13 protein-coding genes are annotated in these 16,212 nt (G+C 72.2%); 8 read left to right on the plus strand and 5 right to left on the minus strand.

Annotated elements, in window-relative coordinates; all coding sequences use genetic code 11:
• The first annotated feature begins 119 nt into the window (after window positions 1-119).
• From ACWEGE_RS07550 to ACWEGE_RS07570, 5 genes are all read left to right on the plus strand, one after another.
• Window positions 120-1,427, plus strand: a complete 1,308-nt coding sequence (locus tag ACWEGE_RS07550; protein ID WP_449659613.1) for an activator-dependent family glycosyltransferase — start codon at window positions 120-122, stop codon at window positions 1,425-1,427.
• Window positions 1,424-2,305: a glucose-1-phosphate thymidylyltransferase RfbA gene (gene rfbA / locus ACWEGE_RS07555; RefSeq protein WP_449659614.1), complete on the plus strand. Its 882-nt coding sequence runs from the start codon at window positions 1,424-1,426 to the stop codon at window positions 2,303-2,305. Before ACWEGE_RS07550 ends, rfbA begins: the two co-directional genes overlap by 4 nt.
• A gap of 70 nt (window positions 2,306-2,375) precedes the next feature.
• Window positions 2,376-3,485, plus strand: a complete 1,110-nt coding sequence (locus tag ACWEGE_RS07560) for a long-chain fatty acid--CoA ligase (RefSeq protein ID WP_449659615.1) — start codon at window positions 2,376-2,378, stop codon at window positions 3,483-3,485.
• On the plus strand, window positions 3,482-4,984 hold the full coding sequence (locus tag ACWEGE_RS07565) for an aromatic amino acid lyase (protein ID WP_449659616.1): 1,503 nt from the start codon (window positions 3,482-3,484) through the stop codon (window positions 4,982-4,984). Before ACWEGE_RS07560 ends, ACWEGE_RS07565 begins: the two co-directional genes overlap by 4 nt.
• Window positions 4,981-6,792 carry an ABC transporter ATP-binding protein gene (locus ACWEGE_RS07570; RefSeq protein ID WP_449659617.1) on the plus strand — a complete coding sequence of 604 codons (1,812 nt, stop codon included), beginning with the start codon at window positions 4,981-4,983 and terminating at the stop codon, window positions 6,790-6,792. The genes ACWEGE_RS07565 and ACWEGE_RS07570 overlap by 4 nt, the downstream gene beginning before the upstream one ends.
• A 65-nt stretch (window positions 6,793-6,857) precedes the next feature.
• On the opposite strand, the gene ACWEGE_RS07575 is transcribed toward ACWEGE_RS07570, so the two are convergent.
• The 5 genes from ACWEGE_RS07575 to ACWEGE_RS07595 are packed head-to-tail and all read right to left on the minus strand — an operon-like array spanning window position 6,858 to window position 12,244.
• Entirely contained in the window at window positions 6,858-8,261 is a 1,404-nt protein-coding gene (locus tag ACWEGE_RS07575; protein ID WP_449659618.1) for a hypothetical protein, read from the minus strand.
• Entirely contained in the window at window positions 8,258-9,553 is a 1,296-nt protein-coding gene (locus ACWEGE_RS07580) for an activator-dependent family glycosyltransferase (protein WP_449659619.1), read from the minus strand. The genes ACWEGE_RS07575 and ACWEGE_RS07580 overlap by 4 nt, the downstream gene beginning before the upstream one ends.
• Window positions 9,554-9,583: 30 nt before the next feature.
• Window positions 9,584-10,873: an activator-dependent family glycosyltransferase gene (locus ACWEGE_RS07585; protein WP_449659620.1), complete on the minus strand. Its 1,290-nt coding sequence runs from the start codon at window positions 10,871-10,873 to the stop codon at window positions 9,584-9,586.
• A gap of 58 nt (window positions 10,874-10,931) precedes the next feature.
• Window positions 10,932-11,939, minus strand: coding sequence for an NAD-dependent epimerase/dehydratase family protein (locus ACWEGE_RS07590; protein WP_449659621.1), 1,008 nt, complete (start codon window positions 11,937-11,939; stop codon window positions 10,932-10,934).
• Entirely contained in the window at window positions 11,936-12,244 is a 309-nt protein-coding gene (locus tag ACWEGE_RS07595) for a hypothetical protein (protein WP_449659622.1), read from the minus strand. The genes ACWEGE_RS07590 and ACWEGE_RS07595 overlap by 4 nt, the downstream gene beginning before the upstream one ends.
• A gap of 246 nt (window positions 12,245-12,490) precedes the next feature.
• Between ACWEGE_RS07595 and ACWEGE_RS07600 the strand changes: the two genes are divergently transcribed.
• The 3 genes from ACWEGE_RS07600 to ACWEGE_RS07610 all read left to right on the plus strand — a co-directional run bounded on the left by ACWEGE_RS07600 (window position 12,491) and on the right by ACWEGE_RS07610 (window position 16,212).
• On the plus strand, window positions 12,491-13,717 hold the full coding sequence (locus tag ACWEGE_RS07600; protein ID WP_449659623.1) for a methyltransferase domain-containing protein: 1,227 nt from the start codon (window positions 12,491-12,493) through the stop codon (window positions 13,715-13,717).
• Between the two features lie 63 nt (window positions 13,718-13,780).
• The gene (locus ACWEGE_RS07605) at window positions 13,781-14,890 is read left to right on the plus strand and encodes a DegT/DnrJ/EryC1/StrS family aminotransferase (protein WP_449659624.1); all 1,110 of its coding nucleotides are present in this window, start codon (window positions 13,781-13,783) and stop codon (window positions 14,888-14,890) included.
• Window positions 14,887-16,212 carry an NDP-hexose 2,3-dehydratase family protein gene (locus ACWEGE_RS07610; RefSeq protein ID WP_449659625.1) on the plus strand — a complete coding sequence of 442 codons (1,326 nt, stop codon included), beginning with the start codon at window positions 14,887-14,889 and terminating at the stop codon, window positions 16,210-16,212. Before ACWEGE_RS07605 ends, ACWEGE_RS07610 begins: the two co-directional genes overlap by 4 nt.

The following is a 16,212-nucleotide window of genomic DNA, read 5'->3' on the forward strand; positions in this document are numbered from 1 at the left end:
ACACCGGCGTTTTCCAAAGCGGGCAAGCATTTCCTTGAAGCGGTGCGCGACGCCGGGATATAAAGAACCAGTCTCCGAGATGGGACCTTTCCGACGGGCATATCCGTGAGAGGAAATCCATGCGGGTTCTTTTTGTCACCTATGCGGCGAGGTCGCATTTCTTCCCGATGGTTCCGCTGGCGTGGGCGCTGCGTTCGGCCGGGCACGAGGTGCGCGTCGCCAGCCAGCCCGAGCTGGGCGCGGTCATCGCCGGCGCGGGGTTGACCGCCGTCCCCGTCGGGCGGGACCACCGGTTGTGGCGCAGCGTGAACCGGTTCCTCGGCAAGCGGTTCGCCGAGGTCGACCCGGAAACCCACGAAGCCGTCCGGGGTACCCGGATCCTGCCGTTCGACCTGGCCGAGCACGCGCCGGAACAGCTGGACCGGGAACGCCTCGAAACGATGTACGGCAACCTCGTGCGCACCTGGTACAAGCTCGTCAACAACACCATGGTCGACGACCTGGTGGCGTTCGCCCGCTGGTGGCGGCCGGACCTGGTCGTCTGGGAGCCCAACAGCTACGCGGGTGCCGTCGCGGCGAAGCTGTCCGGTGCCGCGCACGGGCGGCTGCTGTCCGGAATGGACATCTTCGGCGTCACCCGCGAGCGCTACCGGGAACTGCTGGAGACCGCGCCACCCGGCGAGCGCGCCGACCCGCTCGCCGAATGGCTCGACGAGAGGATCGGACGGCACGGCGGCCGGTTCGGCGAAGACCTCGCCGTCGGGCAGTTCACCATCGACCAGCTGCCCGACACCCTGCGGATGACCGCGGGCCTGCACTACCTGCGCATGCGTTTCCTGCCCTACAACGGCCCGGCGGTCGTGCCGGACTGGCTGCGGCGCGAACCGGAACGGCCGCGGGTGGCGCTCACCCTCGGGGTGACCGCGGGCGAGCACTTCGGGGGACACGCGCTCGGCGTGCCGGAGGTCGTCGACGCGCTCGCCGGCCTCGACATCGAGCTGGTCGCGACGGTCGGCGAAGAGGGGCAGCGGAACCTCCGGGTGCCGCCGAACACCAGGGTGGTGCCCTCGGTGCCGCTGCACGCCCTGCTGCCAAGCTGCGCTGCGGCCGTCCACCACGCCGGGTTCGGCACGCTGTGCACCACGCTGTACCACGGCGTTCCGCCGCTGTCGGTTCCCGAGCGGTTCGACGAACCGCCGTTCGCCCGCCGGATCGCCGACCGGGGCGCCGGGCTCGCGCTGCCGATGGCCGAGGCCACCGGCGAGCGGGTGCGTGAGCTGGTGACGAGGCTGCTGGCCGAGCCGTCCTTCCGGCGCGGCGCCCAGCAGGTCCGCGCCGAGATGACCGCGCTGCCCACGCCCGCCGAACTGGTGCCGGACCTGGAAAAGGCCGTCGCCGGGACCTCCTACCGAATGGACTGCCGATGAAGGGCATCGTGCTGGCAGGCGGCAGTGGAACCCGCCTGCACCCGCTCACCCTCGCCACGTCGAAGCAGCTTCTCCCGGTTTACGACAAGCCGATGGCGTACTACCCGCTTTCGGTGCTGATGCTGGCCGGGATCCAGGACATCCTGATCATCTCGACACCGGCGAGCCTGCCGTCGTTGACCGCCCTGTTCGGCGACGGCACGCAGCTCGGGCTCAACGTGAGCTACGCCGAGCAGCCGGAGCCGCGCGGCATCGCCGACGCGTTCCTCGTCGGCGCGGGGCACGTGGACGGCGACGATTGCGCGCTCGTGCTGGGCGACAACATCTTCCACGGCGCGGGGTTCGGGAGCCTGCTGCGGGACACGCGCAAGAACCTCGACGGGTGCACGCTCTTCGGCTATCCGGTTTCCGACCCCGAGCGCTACGGGATCGCCGAAGTCGACGAGCGCGGGAACCTCGTTTCGATCGAGGAGAAACCCCGGCGGCCGCGGTCGAACAACGCGGTCACCGGCCTGTACTTCTACGATTCCGACGTCGTCGAAATCGCGCGGGCGATCCGGCCATCGGCCCGCGGTGAACTGGAGATCACCGACGTCAACCGGGTCTACCTGGAGGCCGGGCGGGCGCGGATGGCCACCCTCGGCCGCGGCTTCACCTGGCTCGACGCGGGCACGCACCAGTCGCTGCTCGAAGCCGGGCAGTACGTGCAGGTGCTGGAAAACCGCCAGGGTGTCCGCGTGGCCTGCATCGAGGAAATCGCGCTGCGCATGGGTTTCATCACCGCCGACGAGTGTCACGAGCTGGGGCGCGGGATGCGGAAGTCCCAGTACGGTCAGTACGTGATGGACGTCGCGCGGTCGTCCGGCGCCCGCGCCTAGCACGCCGTCCCGCCGACGAGACGCCGATTCGCGTTTCCCGGATCATCCCCTCCGCACGAGGAGTGCCACCATGTGGACCGAACTGGCCCCTGCCGAGCTGCTTTCGGCGGACCTGGCCGCGCCGCGGATCGCGGACCGCGCGTGGGTCGTCCGCTGGGACTCCTCCGGCTGCGACGCCGAAGAGCTCGCGCGGCGCGTGTTCCCGGACCCGGTGGACCTGCGCACCTCCGGCACCACCGGTCCCGGCCGCGTCTGGCGGCGCACGTTCGACCAGCTGTGGGCCGAGGCGGGGCTGCTGGCCGACCTGCTGCGGCCGCGGAAGCCGGACGCGGTGCTGTCCTTCGCCCCGCCCCGCCACATCTTCGGCCTGCTGGCGACCGTGCTCGTGCCGGCCCGGCTGGGCGTTCCCGGCTGGTACCGGCCGGACCTGTTCGGGCCGATGCCGGACGAGGGCGCCGCGCGGTGGGCGGTGGTGGCGATCCCGTGGGTGTTTTCCCTGCTGCGCCGGAACCTCTCGTGGGTGCGTTCGAGGGACCACGTGGCCGTCCTGCACAGCACGGCGACGCTGCCCGCCTCCGCCGCCGGCCTGCTCGCCGCGGCGGGCCCGGGCCGGGTCAGCGTCACCGAAGTGTTCGGCTCCACCGAGACGGGTGGCGTCGCGAAACGGGAGTGGACGGGCGGGAACCCGCCGTGGGAACTGTTCGGCGACGTCCGCCTGCTGTCCGAAAAGGACACCGGCGCGGAGGTGCCGCTCCGGATCGCCGGCCCCCGGCTGGCCGCCGTCCCCGGCGAGCCACCGCCGGCGGAGCTGACCATGGACGACTTCGTGCGCCCGGTCGGCGCCCGCGGGTTCACCTTCGTGGGCCGGCGCGGCAGCCTGGTCAAGGTCAACGGCCGCCGGCTGAACCTCGACGAGCTGGAACGGTCCCTGCGCGCCGTCCTGCCGTGCGCGGACCTCGCGCTCGTCCCGGTGGCGGACGACCTGACCGGGGAGCACGTCGACGTGCTCGTCGTGCCGGAAGCCGGGCACGACGTCGACGTCGACGTCCAGGTGGTGCGACGGCACCTCGGGGTGCTGCCGAGGAAGGTGCTCGTGCGCGACCGGATCGACCGCACGGACACCGGCAAGACCCGGCGCGTGTCCCGCGTCCGCACCGACGGCCCGGGTACCGGAAGGTGAGCGCGCTGCGGCTGGCCGAGCTGGTCCGCGGCGTGGCGCTCGAAGCGTGCGACCAGGCCGACGTCGACCGGATGCGGACGAGTTCGGACACCGTCGACGAGGCGCTCGCGGCCGGTCGCCCGATCTACGGCCTCACCCGGGGGTTCGGGCCGCTGGTGTGGTTCGACGCGGAGTCCGAAGCGGAGCAGGGCAGCAGCCTGCTCGCCCACCTCGGCACCAGCCAGGGACGGCCGCTGGCGCCGGAGGCCTGCCGCCTGATCGTCCGGTTGCGGCTGGAAAGCATGCGCAAGGGCTACTCCGCGGTGTCACCGGACTTCTGGCAGCGGCTCGCGGATCTGTGGAACCGGGGATTCGTCCCGGCCATCCCGCGGGAGGGGACCGTGAGCGCGAGTGGTGACCTGCAGCCGCTCGCCTACGCCGCGCAGACCTTCGCGGGCGCCGGCGAGGCCTGGGTACGGGACGGCGACGAGCGGTGGTCGACGAAGCCGGCCGCGCTGGTGCTCGCGGAGCTGGGTGCCGAGCCGGTCGAGTGGCCGGTCCGCGAGGCGCTCGCCTTCGTCAACGGCACCGGGGCCAGTCTCGCCCTCGCGATCCTCAACCAGGACACGACCGTGCGGCTCGTGCGGGCCGTGGCCCTGCTGACCGGCCGCCTGGCGGAGCTGCTCGGGGTGAACCCCGAGCCGTACCACCCCGGTGTCGGGGCGGCCCGCGGCCAGCGAGGTCAGGCGGAGGTGGCCGGCTGGGTGCGTCGCGAGCTCTCCGCCGGCGCGGAGCGGTCCCCGCACCGGCCGCTCCAGGAGCCCTACAGCCTGCGTTGCGTCCCGCAGGTGCTCGGTGCCGCGCTGGACCAGCTCCGGTTCGCCGGGGAGGTGCTGCTGCGCGAAGCCGACGGCTGCACCGACAACCCGCTCACCTTCGAGGGAGAAGTCCTGCACGGCGGCAACTTCCACGCGATGCCGGTCGGCTTCTGCTCCGACCAGACCGGGCTGGTGCTGCACCAGGTGGCCTACCTCGCGGAGCGGCAGCTCGCGATGATCTGCGACCCGGCGACCAACGGCGGGCTGCCGCCGATGCTCACCCCGCGCCCCGGCCGGGGCTGCGGCCTCGCCGGGGTGCAGCTGAGCGCGACTTCGTTCGTCGCCCGGATCCGGCAGCACGTCTACCCGGCCTCGCTGACGAGCCTGCCCACCAACGGCTGGAACCAGGACCACGTGCCGATGGCGCTCAACGGCGCCAACGCCGTCGCGGAAGCGGCCGAGCTGGCCTGGCTGACCGTCGGCTCGCTCGCGGTCGGGGCGGCCCAGCTGACCGCGTCGCTGGGCCGGGAGGCGGCAGCCGCCCCCTGGGCGGCACTGGCGGAGATCTCCCCGCCGCTGGCGGCCGACCGGCCGCTGGCGGCCGAGGTGCGCGCCGCGGCCCGGCTGCTCTCCGAGGCCGCGGCGGACCGGCAAGCGAACCGCGCTACGTCCGCAACACCCAGGCCAGGAGGTGCCAGGTGACAACGAGCAAGACGGCGGAAGGCGAACCGCCGGCGTGGCGGGAGCTGCTCTCCTACATCCGGCCCTACCGCAGGCTGGTGGTGGCGGGCGGGGTGCTCAGCACGATCGGCAGCCTGATCGGGCTGGTCCAGCCGGTGGTGACCAAGGAGCTCATCGACTCGCTCTCCGACGGCAAGGCGGTGACCGGCCCGATCATCCTGCTGACCGGGGCCGTGCTGCTCGGCGCGCTGATCACCACGGTCGGTTCGTACCTGCTCGGGCGCAGTGCCGAGTCGGTGGTGCGCGACTCCCGGCGCCGCCTGGTCGGCCGGATCCTGTGGCTGCGCATCCCGCAGACGGCGAAGTTCCAGCCCGGTGACCTGATGTCCAGGGTCACCGCGGACACGACGCTGCTGCGGGAGGTCGCGAGCCAGGCCCTGGTGGACTCGGGCCGGGGCCTGCTGATGTTCGTCGCCATCCTGACGATGATGTTCCTGATGGACCCGGTGCTGGTGCTGGTGACGCTGGGCGTGCTGGTCTTCGCCGGCATCCTCATCGGACTGGTCGTGCCGTTCTTCTCGCGGTACAACGAGCGCGTCCAGACCGCCGTCGGCGAGATCAGCAGCACCCTGGAACGGTCGCTCGGCGCCTTCCGGATGATCAAGGCGGCCGGGCTGGAGCCACGGGAGGAGGCCAAGGCCGTCGACGCGACGACCACGGCGTGGAAGTACGGCGTGCGGCTCGCCTGGCTGCACGGGCTGGTCGGCGCCTGCGCCACGCTGGCGATCCACGTGTCGTTCCTGGCCGTGCTGGGCATCGGCGGTGCCCGGGTCGCCACCGGGGAGATCCAGATCGGCACGCTCGTGGCGTTCCTGCTGTACCTGTTCTACCTCCTGGAACCGGTCGGGTCCCTGCTCGAAGCGGCGTCGAACCTCAGCGCGGGGCTGGCTTCCACGCGGCGCATCCGTGAGGTGCAGCAACTGGAGGTCGAGCCGAAACCGGAGGCGGAGCTGGCGCGGATCGCCAACGGGAACGGCTTCGCGGGTGGCGGGCCGTCGGACAAGGCCCCGGCGTCGATCAGCTTCCAGGAGGTCGCCTTCCGGTACCCGGGGACCGAGCCGCTGGTGCACCACGAGGTGACCTTCGACGTCCCGGCCGGCGGGATCACCGCGCTGGTGGGGCCGTCGGGGGCGGGCAAGTCCACGGTGTTCGCGCTGCTGGAACGGTTCTACGAGCCGGACGGCGGCCGGATCCTGCTGGACGGCCACGACGTCCGGGACTGGCCCCTGTACCTGCTGCGGGCGTCCATCGGCTACGTCGAGCAGGACGCCCCGGTGCTGGCCGGCACCCTGCGCGAGAACCTGCTGATCGGTGTCCCGCACGCGGAGGAGGCGGACATCGAGCGGGTGCTGCGCCGCACCCGCCTCGACCGGCTGGTCGCCAAGCTCCCGGACGGCGTCGACACGGCGGTCGGCCACCGGGGCAACACCCTGTCCGGCGGCGAGCGGCAGCGGGTCGCGGTGGCCCGGGCGTTGCTGCGGCGCCCGCGCCTGCTCCTGCTCGACGAAGTGACGTCCCAGCTGGACGCGGTCAACGAGCTGGCGCTGCGGGAGACCGTCGCCGAGGCGGCGCGCGAGCTCACCGTCGTGGTGGTGGCCCACCGGCTGTCCACTGTGGTGCAGGCGGACCGGATCGTGGTGCTGGACGCGGGAAAGGTGCGGGCGGTCGGCACCCACCACGAGCTGATCAAGACGGATCCGCTGTACAACGAGCTGGCGACCACCCAGCTGCTGGTGTCCGACGACGCGGAGCAGAGCGCGGTGGGGTGAGCGCCCCGGAACGCACCGAAGCCCACCGGGGCGGAACCCCGGTGGGCTTTCGGTGTGCGGCGGGACTATTCGACGAAGACCGGGGTCAGCGACAGCGGCAGGCGAACGCGGCCCGCGCGGACCTCGACGCCGACCGGCTCGCCCAATGCGTCCGTCGCCGTCGCGGCCGGTGCCGCCCAGGCGCACTCGAACGGGACCGGTGGCTCGTCCTCGCCCGCGAAGTCGTCCCGGCGCAGCCAGGCCACCAGCAGCGGGCCGCGGCCTGCCCGGTCCACCTCGAACAGGAACACCTCCTCCCGGCCCGGCACCTCGGTCCTGACCACCCGCCGGGTGCCGTCGAGGCGCTCGGTCAGCAGGGCGAAGGTCTCGCCGGCCGGGTACCGGGGGCCGAGCGTGTCACCCTCGTAGCCCACCAGGTCGAACTTGCCGAACAGCAGCTCCATCACCTGGTACGGGTTCCGCGGACCGGGCCGGTCCGGGCCCAGCTGCCAGCACACCGTCCGGCGGACGCCGGCGGACAGCGCCAGCAGGTTGCGCACCACCAGGTCGCGGCAGTTCCAGCGGTGGCGCTTCTCTTCCAGCTCCGGGGCGCAGCCGGCCATGAACATCTGCAGCAACGGCGGCATCACCGCCATCCGCCGGTAGAGCGCGACCATCGCCGGCTCGCCTTCGTGGCCGGCAGCGCCGTCCGCCGCCCCGACGCCCGACCAGAGCCCCACCAGGCGGGGCCGCAGCTCGGGGAGCGCGAACGGGAAGGGGCCGTTGTACTCGCCGAGCACGACCGGCTTGGCCAGGCCGTGCTCCGCCAGCACCCGGTGCGCGGCCGCCACGACCGCCGGGACGAGGTAGGGATCGCCGTAGGGATGGACGTCGAACACGTCGAAACAGGCGCCGCCGCCGGAGACGATCGTCTTGAAGCAGGCGACCGCCTCGTCGTCGACCTCCTCGCCCGCCACGTCGAGCGCGTCCGGCGGGACACCGCCGAGGACCACCAGCGCCCGCGGATCGACCTCGCGCACGACCTGGGCGAAGACCTCGAGGTGGCCGAGGTAGTCCTCGGGGGAGCCGTTCCACAGGAACTCCACGCACGGCTCGTTGTCGCACTGCCAGAACCGGACGCGGCCGCGGCACCGGGTGACCAGCGCGCGCAGGAACCGCCGGTACCGGGCCGGGTCGAGGGCGGGCGAGGCGGGCAGGGTGGGGTTCGGGTGCCGCGTCGCCCAGGTCGACGTCGTGTACACGGTGACCCAGAGCTCGTCGGAGTCGGTCAGCTGGGCCAGCATCGCGTCGACGGCATCCCAGGCGAAGCGGCCCGGCTCCGGCTCGAGCTGCGACCAGTACAGGTACATCCGGATGGTGCGGGCCCCCAGCGCCCGCACGACCGGCATGAAGACGTCCGGCTCGGTGTGGATCCCGTAGGTGAGCCCGCGGGACACGCCGAGCCGGACGTCCGGCAGCGCTGCGGTCATCGCGTTCCCACCGCCGTCCGGGTCCGGGCGCGGTGCTCGGACACCAGGCCCTCCAGTTCGCCGACGAAGTCGCTCGGGGCGGGCATGGCCAGCATTTCGTCGCGCAGCCGGGCGCTGCCCTCGCGGAAGGCGGGTTCGGCCAGCAGCCGGACCAGGTGGTCGCGGACCCGGTCGCCGGTCGCTTCGTCCGAATGGATCGTCAGCCCGGCACCCTGCCGGGCGAGCGAGGCCGCCAGTCGCGGCTCGTCGAAGTGGACCGGCAGGGCCAGCTGGGGGACCGCGTTGAGCGCGGTGGTGCACAGCGTGCCGAAGCCGGCGTGGTTGATCACGGCCGAGCAGGTCGGCAGCAGCGCGGGCAGCGGCACGAACGAGACCGTCCGGACGTTGCCCGGCAGGGTGCCCAGCTCGTTCCGCACCCGGTCGGCGATCGTGGCGACGACCTCGATGTCCAGTCCGGACAGGGCGCCGAGGATCTCCTTCAGGTCGACGGTGTAGCCGCTGAACCGCTCGACCGCGCTCAACCCGAGGGTGAGCAGCACGCGCGGCCGCTCCGGCGGCCGCCGGAGCCAGTCCGGCACCGTCGCCGGCCCGCCGTACGGGACGTACCGCAGGTCGACGTAGCGGAGCCCGGGCGCGGGCATCCGCAGGGACGGCGGGATCTGCTCGATGGTGAACTGGCCGGTGACCATGTCTTCGGAGAACTCCGCGCCGAACCGCCCGGCCTGGCCGCCGAGCCAGTTCGCCAGCGGGTCGTCGCGGTGCTCCGCCGGCTGCCGGTGCAGCACCTCGAGGAAGTGGTGCCTGGCCACGCCGAAGACGTCGAGGCCCCAGCTGATCCGGCCGTGCGCGGCGCCGGCGGCCTTGGCCGCGATCGCCCCCGCGAAGCTGGTCGGCTCCCACAGCACCAGGTCCGGCTGCCAGGCCTGGGCGAACTTCACCAGCGGGTTGACCATCGGCACGTTCTCCATCTTGTGCCACCAGGTGACCGCGAAATCGAACCCCTTGTTCAGGTAGGTCCAGGTGCGTTTCCGGGGCACGTCGACCACGTCGTAGGGCCGGGGGAACCCGGCGCGGGCGGCGGCGAGCTTTTCGGGCTGGACGCCGAGGACGCGGTAGAGGCCGTGGTCGCGGCCGACCGGGACCGCCGTCAGCCCGGCCGTGGTGACGACGTCGGTCAGCCCGGGCTGGCTGGCCACCCGCACCTCGTGCCCCGCCGCGCGCAGGGCCCAGGCCAGCGGCACCATGCCCAGGAACATGATCTTCTCCGGATAGGTCACGAAGAGCACGCGCACTGGTTGTGTCCTTTGTGGTCGGGACCGCGGTCAGCCGCGGTACTTCTCGGTGAGCTCGGCGAGGTCGCCGACGATCTCGGCCGGGGTGGGGGTGGCGAGCATCTCCGCGCGCAGCCGTCCGATGCCCTCGCGGTAGGACCGTTCGGTCAGCAGGGCGGCCACGGCGTCGCGCACCGCGGGCCCGGTGGCGTCGCGGGGCTCGATCACCACGCCGCCGCCCAGCTCGGCGAGCCGGCGCGCGGTGTACCACCCGTCCTGCTGGTCCGGCAGGATCAGCTGCGGCACGCCGGAGGCGGTCGCGGTGGCCATGGTGCCCGCGCCGGCGTGGTGCACGATCACCGAGCAGGTGGGGGCGAGCGCGTGCAGCGGCGCGTAGGGAACCACCCGCGCGTTGTCCGGGACACGGGACAGCTTGTGCTGCTCGTTCTCGGCGACGGTGGCCACCACCTCGACGTCGAGGCCGGCCAGTGAGTCCAAAATGGACTGGACGTCGACCATGTAGCCGCCGAAGCTCTCCGACGAGGTCAGGCCGAGCGTGATGGCGACCCGCGGCCGGGTCGGCGGCTCCCACAGCCAGGACGGGACGACGGCGGGACCGCCGTAGGGCAGGTAGCGGACGGAAACCGAGTGCAGGCCGGTCTCCACCCGCTGCGACGGCGGGAGCTGCTCGACGGTGAACTGTCCCGTGGTCATGTCCTCGGAGAACCCGGCGCCGGCCTTCCCGGCTTCCGCGCCGAGCCAGCCGGCCAGCGCGTCGCGGCCCGGCTCGCCCGGGCGCCCGGCCCGTTCCCGCAGGTACCGGGTCCGCCAGCGGCCGTAGAAGTCCAGTCCCCACAGGAACCGGCCGTGGGCGGCCCCGCACGCCTTCGCCGCGATCGCGCCGGCGAAGCTGGCCTGCTCCCACAGGATCAGGTCCGGTTTCCAGTACCGGGCGAAGTCCACCAGGTCGTCGATCATCGAACTGTTGGTGTTCTTGGCCGCCTTGACGATGTCGCGGTCGGCGCTCGCCAGGTACTCCCAGGTGACCTCGGCCGGGTCGTCCGGCATGTCGAAGGGCGGGAAGACGCCGCGGCGGATGCGTTCGTGGACCTCCGGGTTCAGCTCGGCGAACCGCTTGGTCAGGAACCTGCTCGCCGACGACCAGAGGTTGTGGTCGGTGCCGACCGGCACCGCGGTGAGGCCGGCCTGGGTGATCACGTCGGTCAGCTTGGGCTGGCTGGCGACCCGGACCTCGTGGCCCGCCGCGCGCAGCGCCCACGCCGGCGGCACCATGCCGAGGAAGTGGGTCTTCTCCGCGTAGCAGGTGAACAGAACGCGCATGGCTTCCCTCTCTGGACGACCCGGGCGGGCCGGGCTCGGAACCGCCGGTGCGCACCGCTCAGCGCGGTGGCGCGACGGGATCGCGGCTGAGTGCGGCGGCCAGGCCCGCCAACGCCGCGCGCAGCGGGACGCGGGCGGACCAGCCGGTGATCTCGTGGAACGGACCGGGATCGGCGACGAAGTCCACCGCGTCGGTCGGAACCGCGCCGCCGGGATCGCCGACCGGCACGACCTCCACCGGCGGTTTTCCGGTCTGCTCGGCGGTCACCCGCGCGATGAGCGCGAACAGCTCGGCGATGCTGGTCCCGGTGCCGCTGCCGAGGAGCCAGTGCCGCCCGGCGAGCCGGTCCGCGTGCTCCAGCGCCGCCACGAACGCGCGCGCGGCGTCGTCGACGCAGACGAGGTCGCGCCGGGCCGTTCCGCCGAACCAGAGCGTCAGCGGTTCGCCGGCCAGCGCGCGCCGCACCATGGCGGCCGCCACCCCGCGGTCGAGGGCGGGGTCGTCGGTGCCCCGGCTCACCAGCGTGGGCAGCCGGAGGGTGGTGGCGCGCACGACGCCCGCGGCGGTCGCGGCCTCGAGCGCGAGCTCGGCGGCGACCTTGTGGTGGTCGTAGGTGGTCTGCGGTGCGTCCCGCTCGGTGCCGTCCAGCAGGCCGGACCCGCCGGTGCCGACCTGCGAGGTCGAGCCGGCGAAGACCACCACCGGCGGCGGTGCGGGGCGGTGCCGCCGGAACACACCGAGGAGGTCGCGCACGAGGCCCGCGTTCACCCGCTCCGCGGCCTCGTCCTCGTCGGCCGCCCGCCAGGTCCGGGCGCCGGTGATGAAGGCGACCAGGTGCACCACCGCGTCCGCGCCGTCGACGGCCCGGGCCAGCTCGCCGGGGGCGGTGAGGTCGGCGGTCCGCACCTCGACCTCGGCCACCGGGCCGGGCGGCACCGTGGCCGGCCGCCTCGAGACGAGCCGCAGCCGCACCGGCCGTGCGGCCAGTTCCCGGGTCACCGCCGTCCCGAGCAGGCCGGAGGCGCCGAGCACGACCACCAGCGGCCTCGAGTCACCGTCCGTCACGGCCCGCTCCTTCGGCTTTCCGCCGCGGTCGCGCCGGTGTTCTGTTTCGCCGCGATGGTGACGATGATTTCGGCGAATTCCTCGAAATCGCCGTTGCGGTAGCCTTCGCCGGACCGGTACGGCTGCAGGTCCTCGAACAGCTTGACGTTGTAGATGTTCTCCAGTTCCAGCACGATCTGGACCAGGTTGAAAGAGTCGAGATCCCGGATCGAGGCCGGGGCCTTTCCGTCGTCGGCCTGCTCTTCGTAAATCATCCTGGCCGTCTCGATGAGCGTCCTCGTCACATCGTCCTTCTGCAACAACACAGCTCGCCACCCCTTTCTGGTTGCCGATCCGGCTGCGGGTGCGTCCCGCCGGCGGGACAGTGCGCCGCCGGCAACGCAGGTGATTTACGGCGAAGGTAGCACCGTCGCCGAGTCGCGGACAATCGACGAAGACCGGCACCGCGAATGGAAATTGCGGCTTGTTGAAACCGGGGTGAACTTCGTGGAGTATTGCCGAAGAATCGGTGGTCTTCCGCACAGTCCGGGTTCGAGGGCAAGGAGAACGAAATGCCGGCCACGTCCCAGTGCCGTATCTGCGACGGCACCGTCCACGAGTTTTTCGACTTCGGGCGCCAGCCGCTGTCCGACGCGTTCGTCGATCCCGCCCGGCCCGGCGAGGAGTTCTTCTTCCGGCTCGCGACCGGGATCTGCGAGTCGTGCTCGATGGTGCAGCTCATGGCGGAGGTGCCGCGGGACAAGATGTTCCACGAGGATTACCCGTACCTGTCCTCCGGTTCGACGTTCATGCGCGAGCACTTCGGCAAGCTGGCCGAGCGCTTCCGCACCACCGAGCTCACCGGAGCGGACCCGTTCGTGGTCGAGCTCGGCTGCAACGACGGCGTCATGCTGAAGGCGCTGGCCGACGCCGGGATCCGCCACCTCGGCGTCGAGCCGTCCGGCGGCGTGGCCAAGCTGGCCGCGGCGAAGGGGATCAACGTCCGCAACGCCTTCTTCGAGGAGTCGACGGCCGAGGACATCGTCGCCACCGAGGGCCGCGCGGACGTGATCTACGCGGCGAACACCCTGTGCCACATCCCGTACATGGCGTCGATCCTGCGCGGGGTCGCCACGCTGCTCGCGCCGCACGGGGTGTTCGTGTTCGAGGACCCGTACTTCGCCGACATCGTCGAGCGCACCTCGTTCGACCAGATCTACGACGAGCATTTCTTCTTCTTCACCGTGCGGTCGGTGCAGGCGATGGCCGAGCACCACGGGCTGGAGCTGGTCGACGCCGAACGCCTGCCGGTGCACGGCGGCGAAGTGCGCTACACCCTCGCGCTGCCCGGCGCGCGGACCCCGGCTCCCGCCGTGGCCCGGCTGCGGGCCGAGGAAGAGGCGCGGGAACTGGCGGACTTCGAGACGCTCCGGCGGTTCGGCGACCGCGTCCGGCAGAACTGCGCCGACCTGGTCGGGCTGCTGGAAAAGCTGCGCGACGAGGGCAAGCGCGTCGTCGGCTACGGCGCCACGGCGAAGAGCGCCACGGTGCTGAACCACTGCGGGATCGGCCCCGACCTGCTCGCCTTCGTCAGCGACACCAGCCCGACCAAGCAGGGCAGGCTGACGCCGGGCTCGCACATCCCCGTCCGGCCGCCGTCGGAGTTCGCCGACCCGTACCCGGACTACGCGCTCCTGCTCGCGTGGAACCACGCCGAGGAAATCACGGCGAAGGAGCAGCAGTTCCGCGAAGCCGGCGGGAAGTGGATCCACTACGTGCCCGAGGTGCACATTGCCTGACCGGAACCGCACCCGGACGACCGAAAACCCGAAGACGACGCACCGTGGAGGTGGGGCGCGACCATGACGCAATACGTGTGGGGATATGTCCGGGAGTACGAAGACGAGCGCGACGACCTCCTCGACGCGGTCGACTCGGTCTTCCGGTCGGGCCGGCTCGTGCTCGGCCCGAGCGTCGAGGCGTTCGAGCGCGAGTTCGCCGGCTACCACGGCGTGGCGCACGGGGTGGGGGTCGACAACGGCACCAACGCGCTCGTCCTCGCCCTGCGCGCCCTCGGCGTGGGCGCGGGCGACGAGGTGATCACGGTGTCGAACACCGCCGCGCCGACCGTGGTCGCGATCGACGCGGTGGGGGCGACCCCGGTGTTCGTCGACGTCCGCGAAGAGGACTACCTGATGGACGTCTCCCGGGTGGAGGCGGCCGTCACCGAGCGCACGAAGTGCCTGCTGCCGGTGCACCTGTACGGCCAGTGCGTCGAGATGGCCCCGCTGGAGGCGATCGCGGCCCGGCACGGGCTGCCGATCCTCGAAGACTGCGCACAGGCCCACGGCGCCCGGCACCACGGGCGGCTCGCCGGCGCGATGGGCAAGGCGGCCGCGTTCTCGTTCTACCCGACGAAGGTGCTCGGTGCCTACGGGGACGGCGGGGCCGTCGTCACCGCCGACCCGCAGGTCGACGCCGACCTGCGGAGACTGCGGTACTACGGCATGGAAGACGTCTACCACGTCGTGCGGACGCCCGCGTACAACAGCAGGCTCGACGAGGTGCAGGCGGAGATCCTGCGTCGGAAGCTGAAGCGGCTGGACGGCTACCTCGCCCGGCGGCGGGAGATCGCGGCCCGGTACGCCGAGGCGCTCGCGGGCAGCGGCCTGGTGCTGCCCGCGGTCGCCGAGGGCAACGAGCACGTGTACTACGTCTACGTCGTGCGGCACCCGAAGCGCGACGCCGTGCTGGCCACGCTGAAGGAGCACGACGTGGCCCTCAACGTCAGCTACCCCTGGCCGGTGCACACCCAGCGGGGCTTCGCCCACCTCGGCTACGCGAAGGGCTCTTTGCCGGTGACGGAGAAACTGGCCGGCGAGATCTTCTCGCTGCCGATGTACCCGTCCTTCACGCCCGAGGACCAGGACAAGTTCGTCGCCGTGCTGCTCGACGTCCTGGCGCAGCTGTGACGACCGAGGTGTCCCGGCGAACCCCGGTGACGGACGGCGTCCTGTCCACAATCGACGATTTCGACCGGTGGTGGACGGAGCGGCACGAGGCCGGCCGGTTCGAGGTGGACCGGATCCCGCTCACCGAGCTGGACGCGTGGCGGTTCGACCCGGCGACCGGCAACCTCGGGCACGAGAGCGGCCGGTTCTTCACCGTCGAGGGGCTGCAGGTCCGGCACGGCGGGGTCGTCGAGCGGTCGCAGCCGGTCATCCACCAGCCCGAGATCGGCGTGCTCGGCATCCTGGTCAAGGAGATCGACGGCGTCCTGCACTGCTTGATGCAGGCGAAGATGGAGCCGGGGAACGTGAACGTGCTCCAGCTGTCGCCCACCGTGCAGGCGACCCGGAGCAACTACACCCAGGTGCACCGCGGCGCGCAGACCCGGTACCTGGAGTACTTCAACGGCCTCGCCCGCGGCGAGGTCCTGGTCGACGTGCTGCAGTCCGAGCAGGGCGCCTGGTTCTGGCGCAAGCGCAACCGCAACCTGGTCGTCAAGGTCGACGGCGACGTGCCGCCCGCGCCGGACTTCCGGTGGCTGCCGCTGCCGCTGGTGCACCGGCTGCTGCGGGTCGACAACCTGGTCAACATGGACGCCCGCACGGTGCTGGCCTGCCTGCCCCCGGACGGCCCCGACGCCGAGCCGGGGACGGCCCGGCACGCAGTCGCGGACGTCCTCAGCTGGTTCACCGAGGCGAAGACCCGGTGCGACTGGCACGCCCGGCTGATCCCGCTGGCGGAGGTCGGCGGCTGGGGCGTCGACGGCGGCGAGATCGTCGACGACCGGCGGCGGCAGTTCCGGATCACCGGCGTGCGGGTGACCGCGGGGAACCGGGAGGTGACCCGGTGGACGCAGCCGCTGCTGGAGCCGCGCGGGCAGGGGCTCGCCGTGTTCGTCACGAAGCTGATCGGCGGGGTGCGGCACCTGCTCGTGCAGGCGCGGCCGGAGCTCGGCCTGCTCGACCTGGTGGAGATCGGGCCCACCATCCAGCTGTCGCCGGGTGAAGACGTCTCCGGGATCGCGGACCCCCGCATCCGGGACGTGGCCCGCGGGCGGCTGGGCCGGACCCGTTTTTCCACGGTCCTGTCCGAGGAAGGCGGCCGGTTCCTCCACGCCCTCACGCGGTACCGCGTCGTCGAGGTCGACGAGGACTTCGTCACCGAACCCCCGGTGGACCACTGCTGGGTGGCCGGCTGGCAGCTCACCGAACTGCTGCGGCACGGCCACTACGTCAACATCGAGGCGCGCAGCCTGCTCGCTTGCCTGCGCAGCCTGCCGCACTGA

The sequence above is a fragment of the Amycolatopsis sp. NPDC004747 genome (assembly GCF_053601335.1).

Coding starts and splice junctions, on each gene's coding strand:
- ACWEGE_RS07550 (WP_449659613.1), top strand. CDS start 120: ATGCGGGTTCTTTTTGTCACCTATGCGGCGAGGTCGCATTTCTTCCCG.
- ACWEGE_RS07585 (WP_449659620.1), bottom strand. CDS start 10,873: ATGCGCGTTCTGTTCACCTGCTACGCGGAGAAGACCCACTTCCTCGGC.
- ACWEGE_RS07575 (WP_449659618.1), bottom strand. CDS start 8,261: ATGACCGCAGCGCTGCCGGACGTCCGGCTCGGCGTGTCCCGCGGGCTC.
- ACWEGE_RS07600 (WP_449659623.1), top strand. CDS start 12,491: ATGCCGGCCACGTCCCAGTGCCGTATCTGCGACGGCACCGTCCACGAG.
- rfbA (WP_449659614.1), top strand. CDS start 1,424: ATGAAGGGCATCGTGCTGGCAGGCGGCAGTGGAACCCGCCTGCACCCG.
- ACWEGE_RS07560 (WP_449659615.1), top strand. CDS start 2,376: ATGTGGACCGAACTGGCCCCTGCCGAGCTGCTTTCGGCGGACCTGGCC.
- ACWEGE_RS07605 (WP_449659624.1), top strand. CDS start 13,781: ATGACGCAATACGTGTGGGGATATGTCCGGGAGTACGAAGACGAGCGC.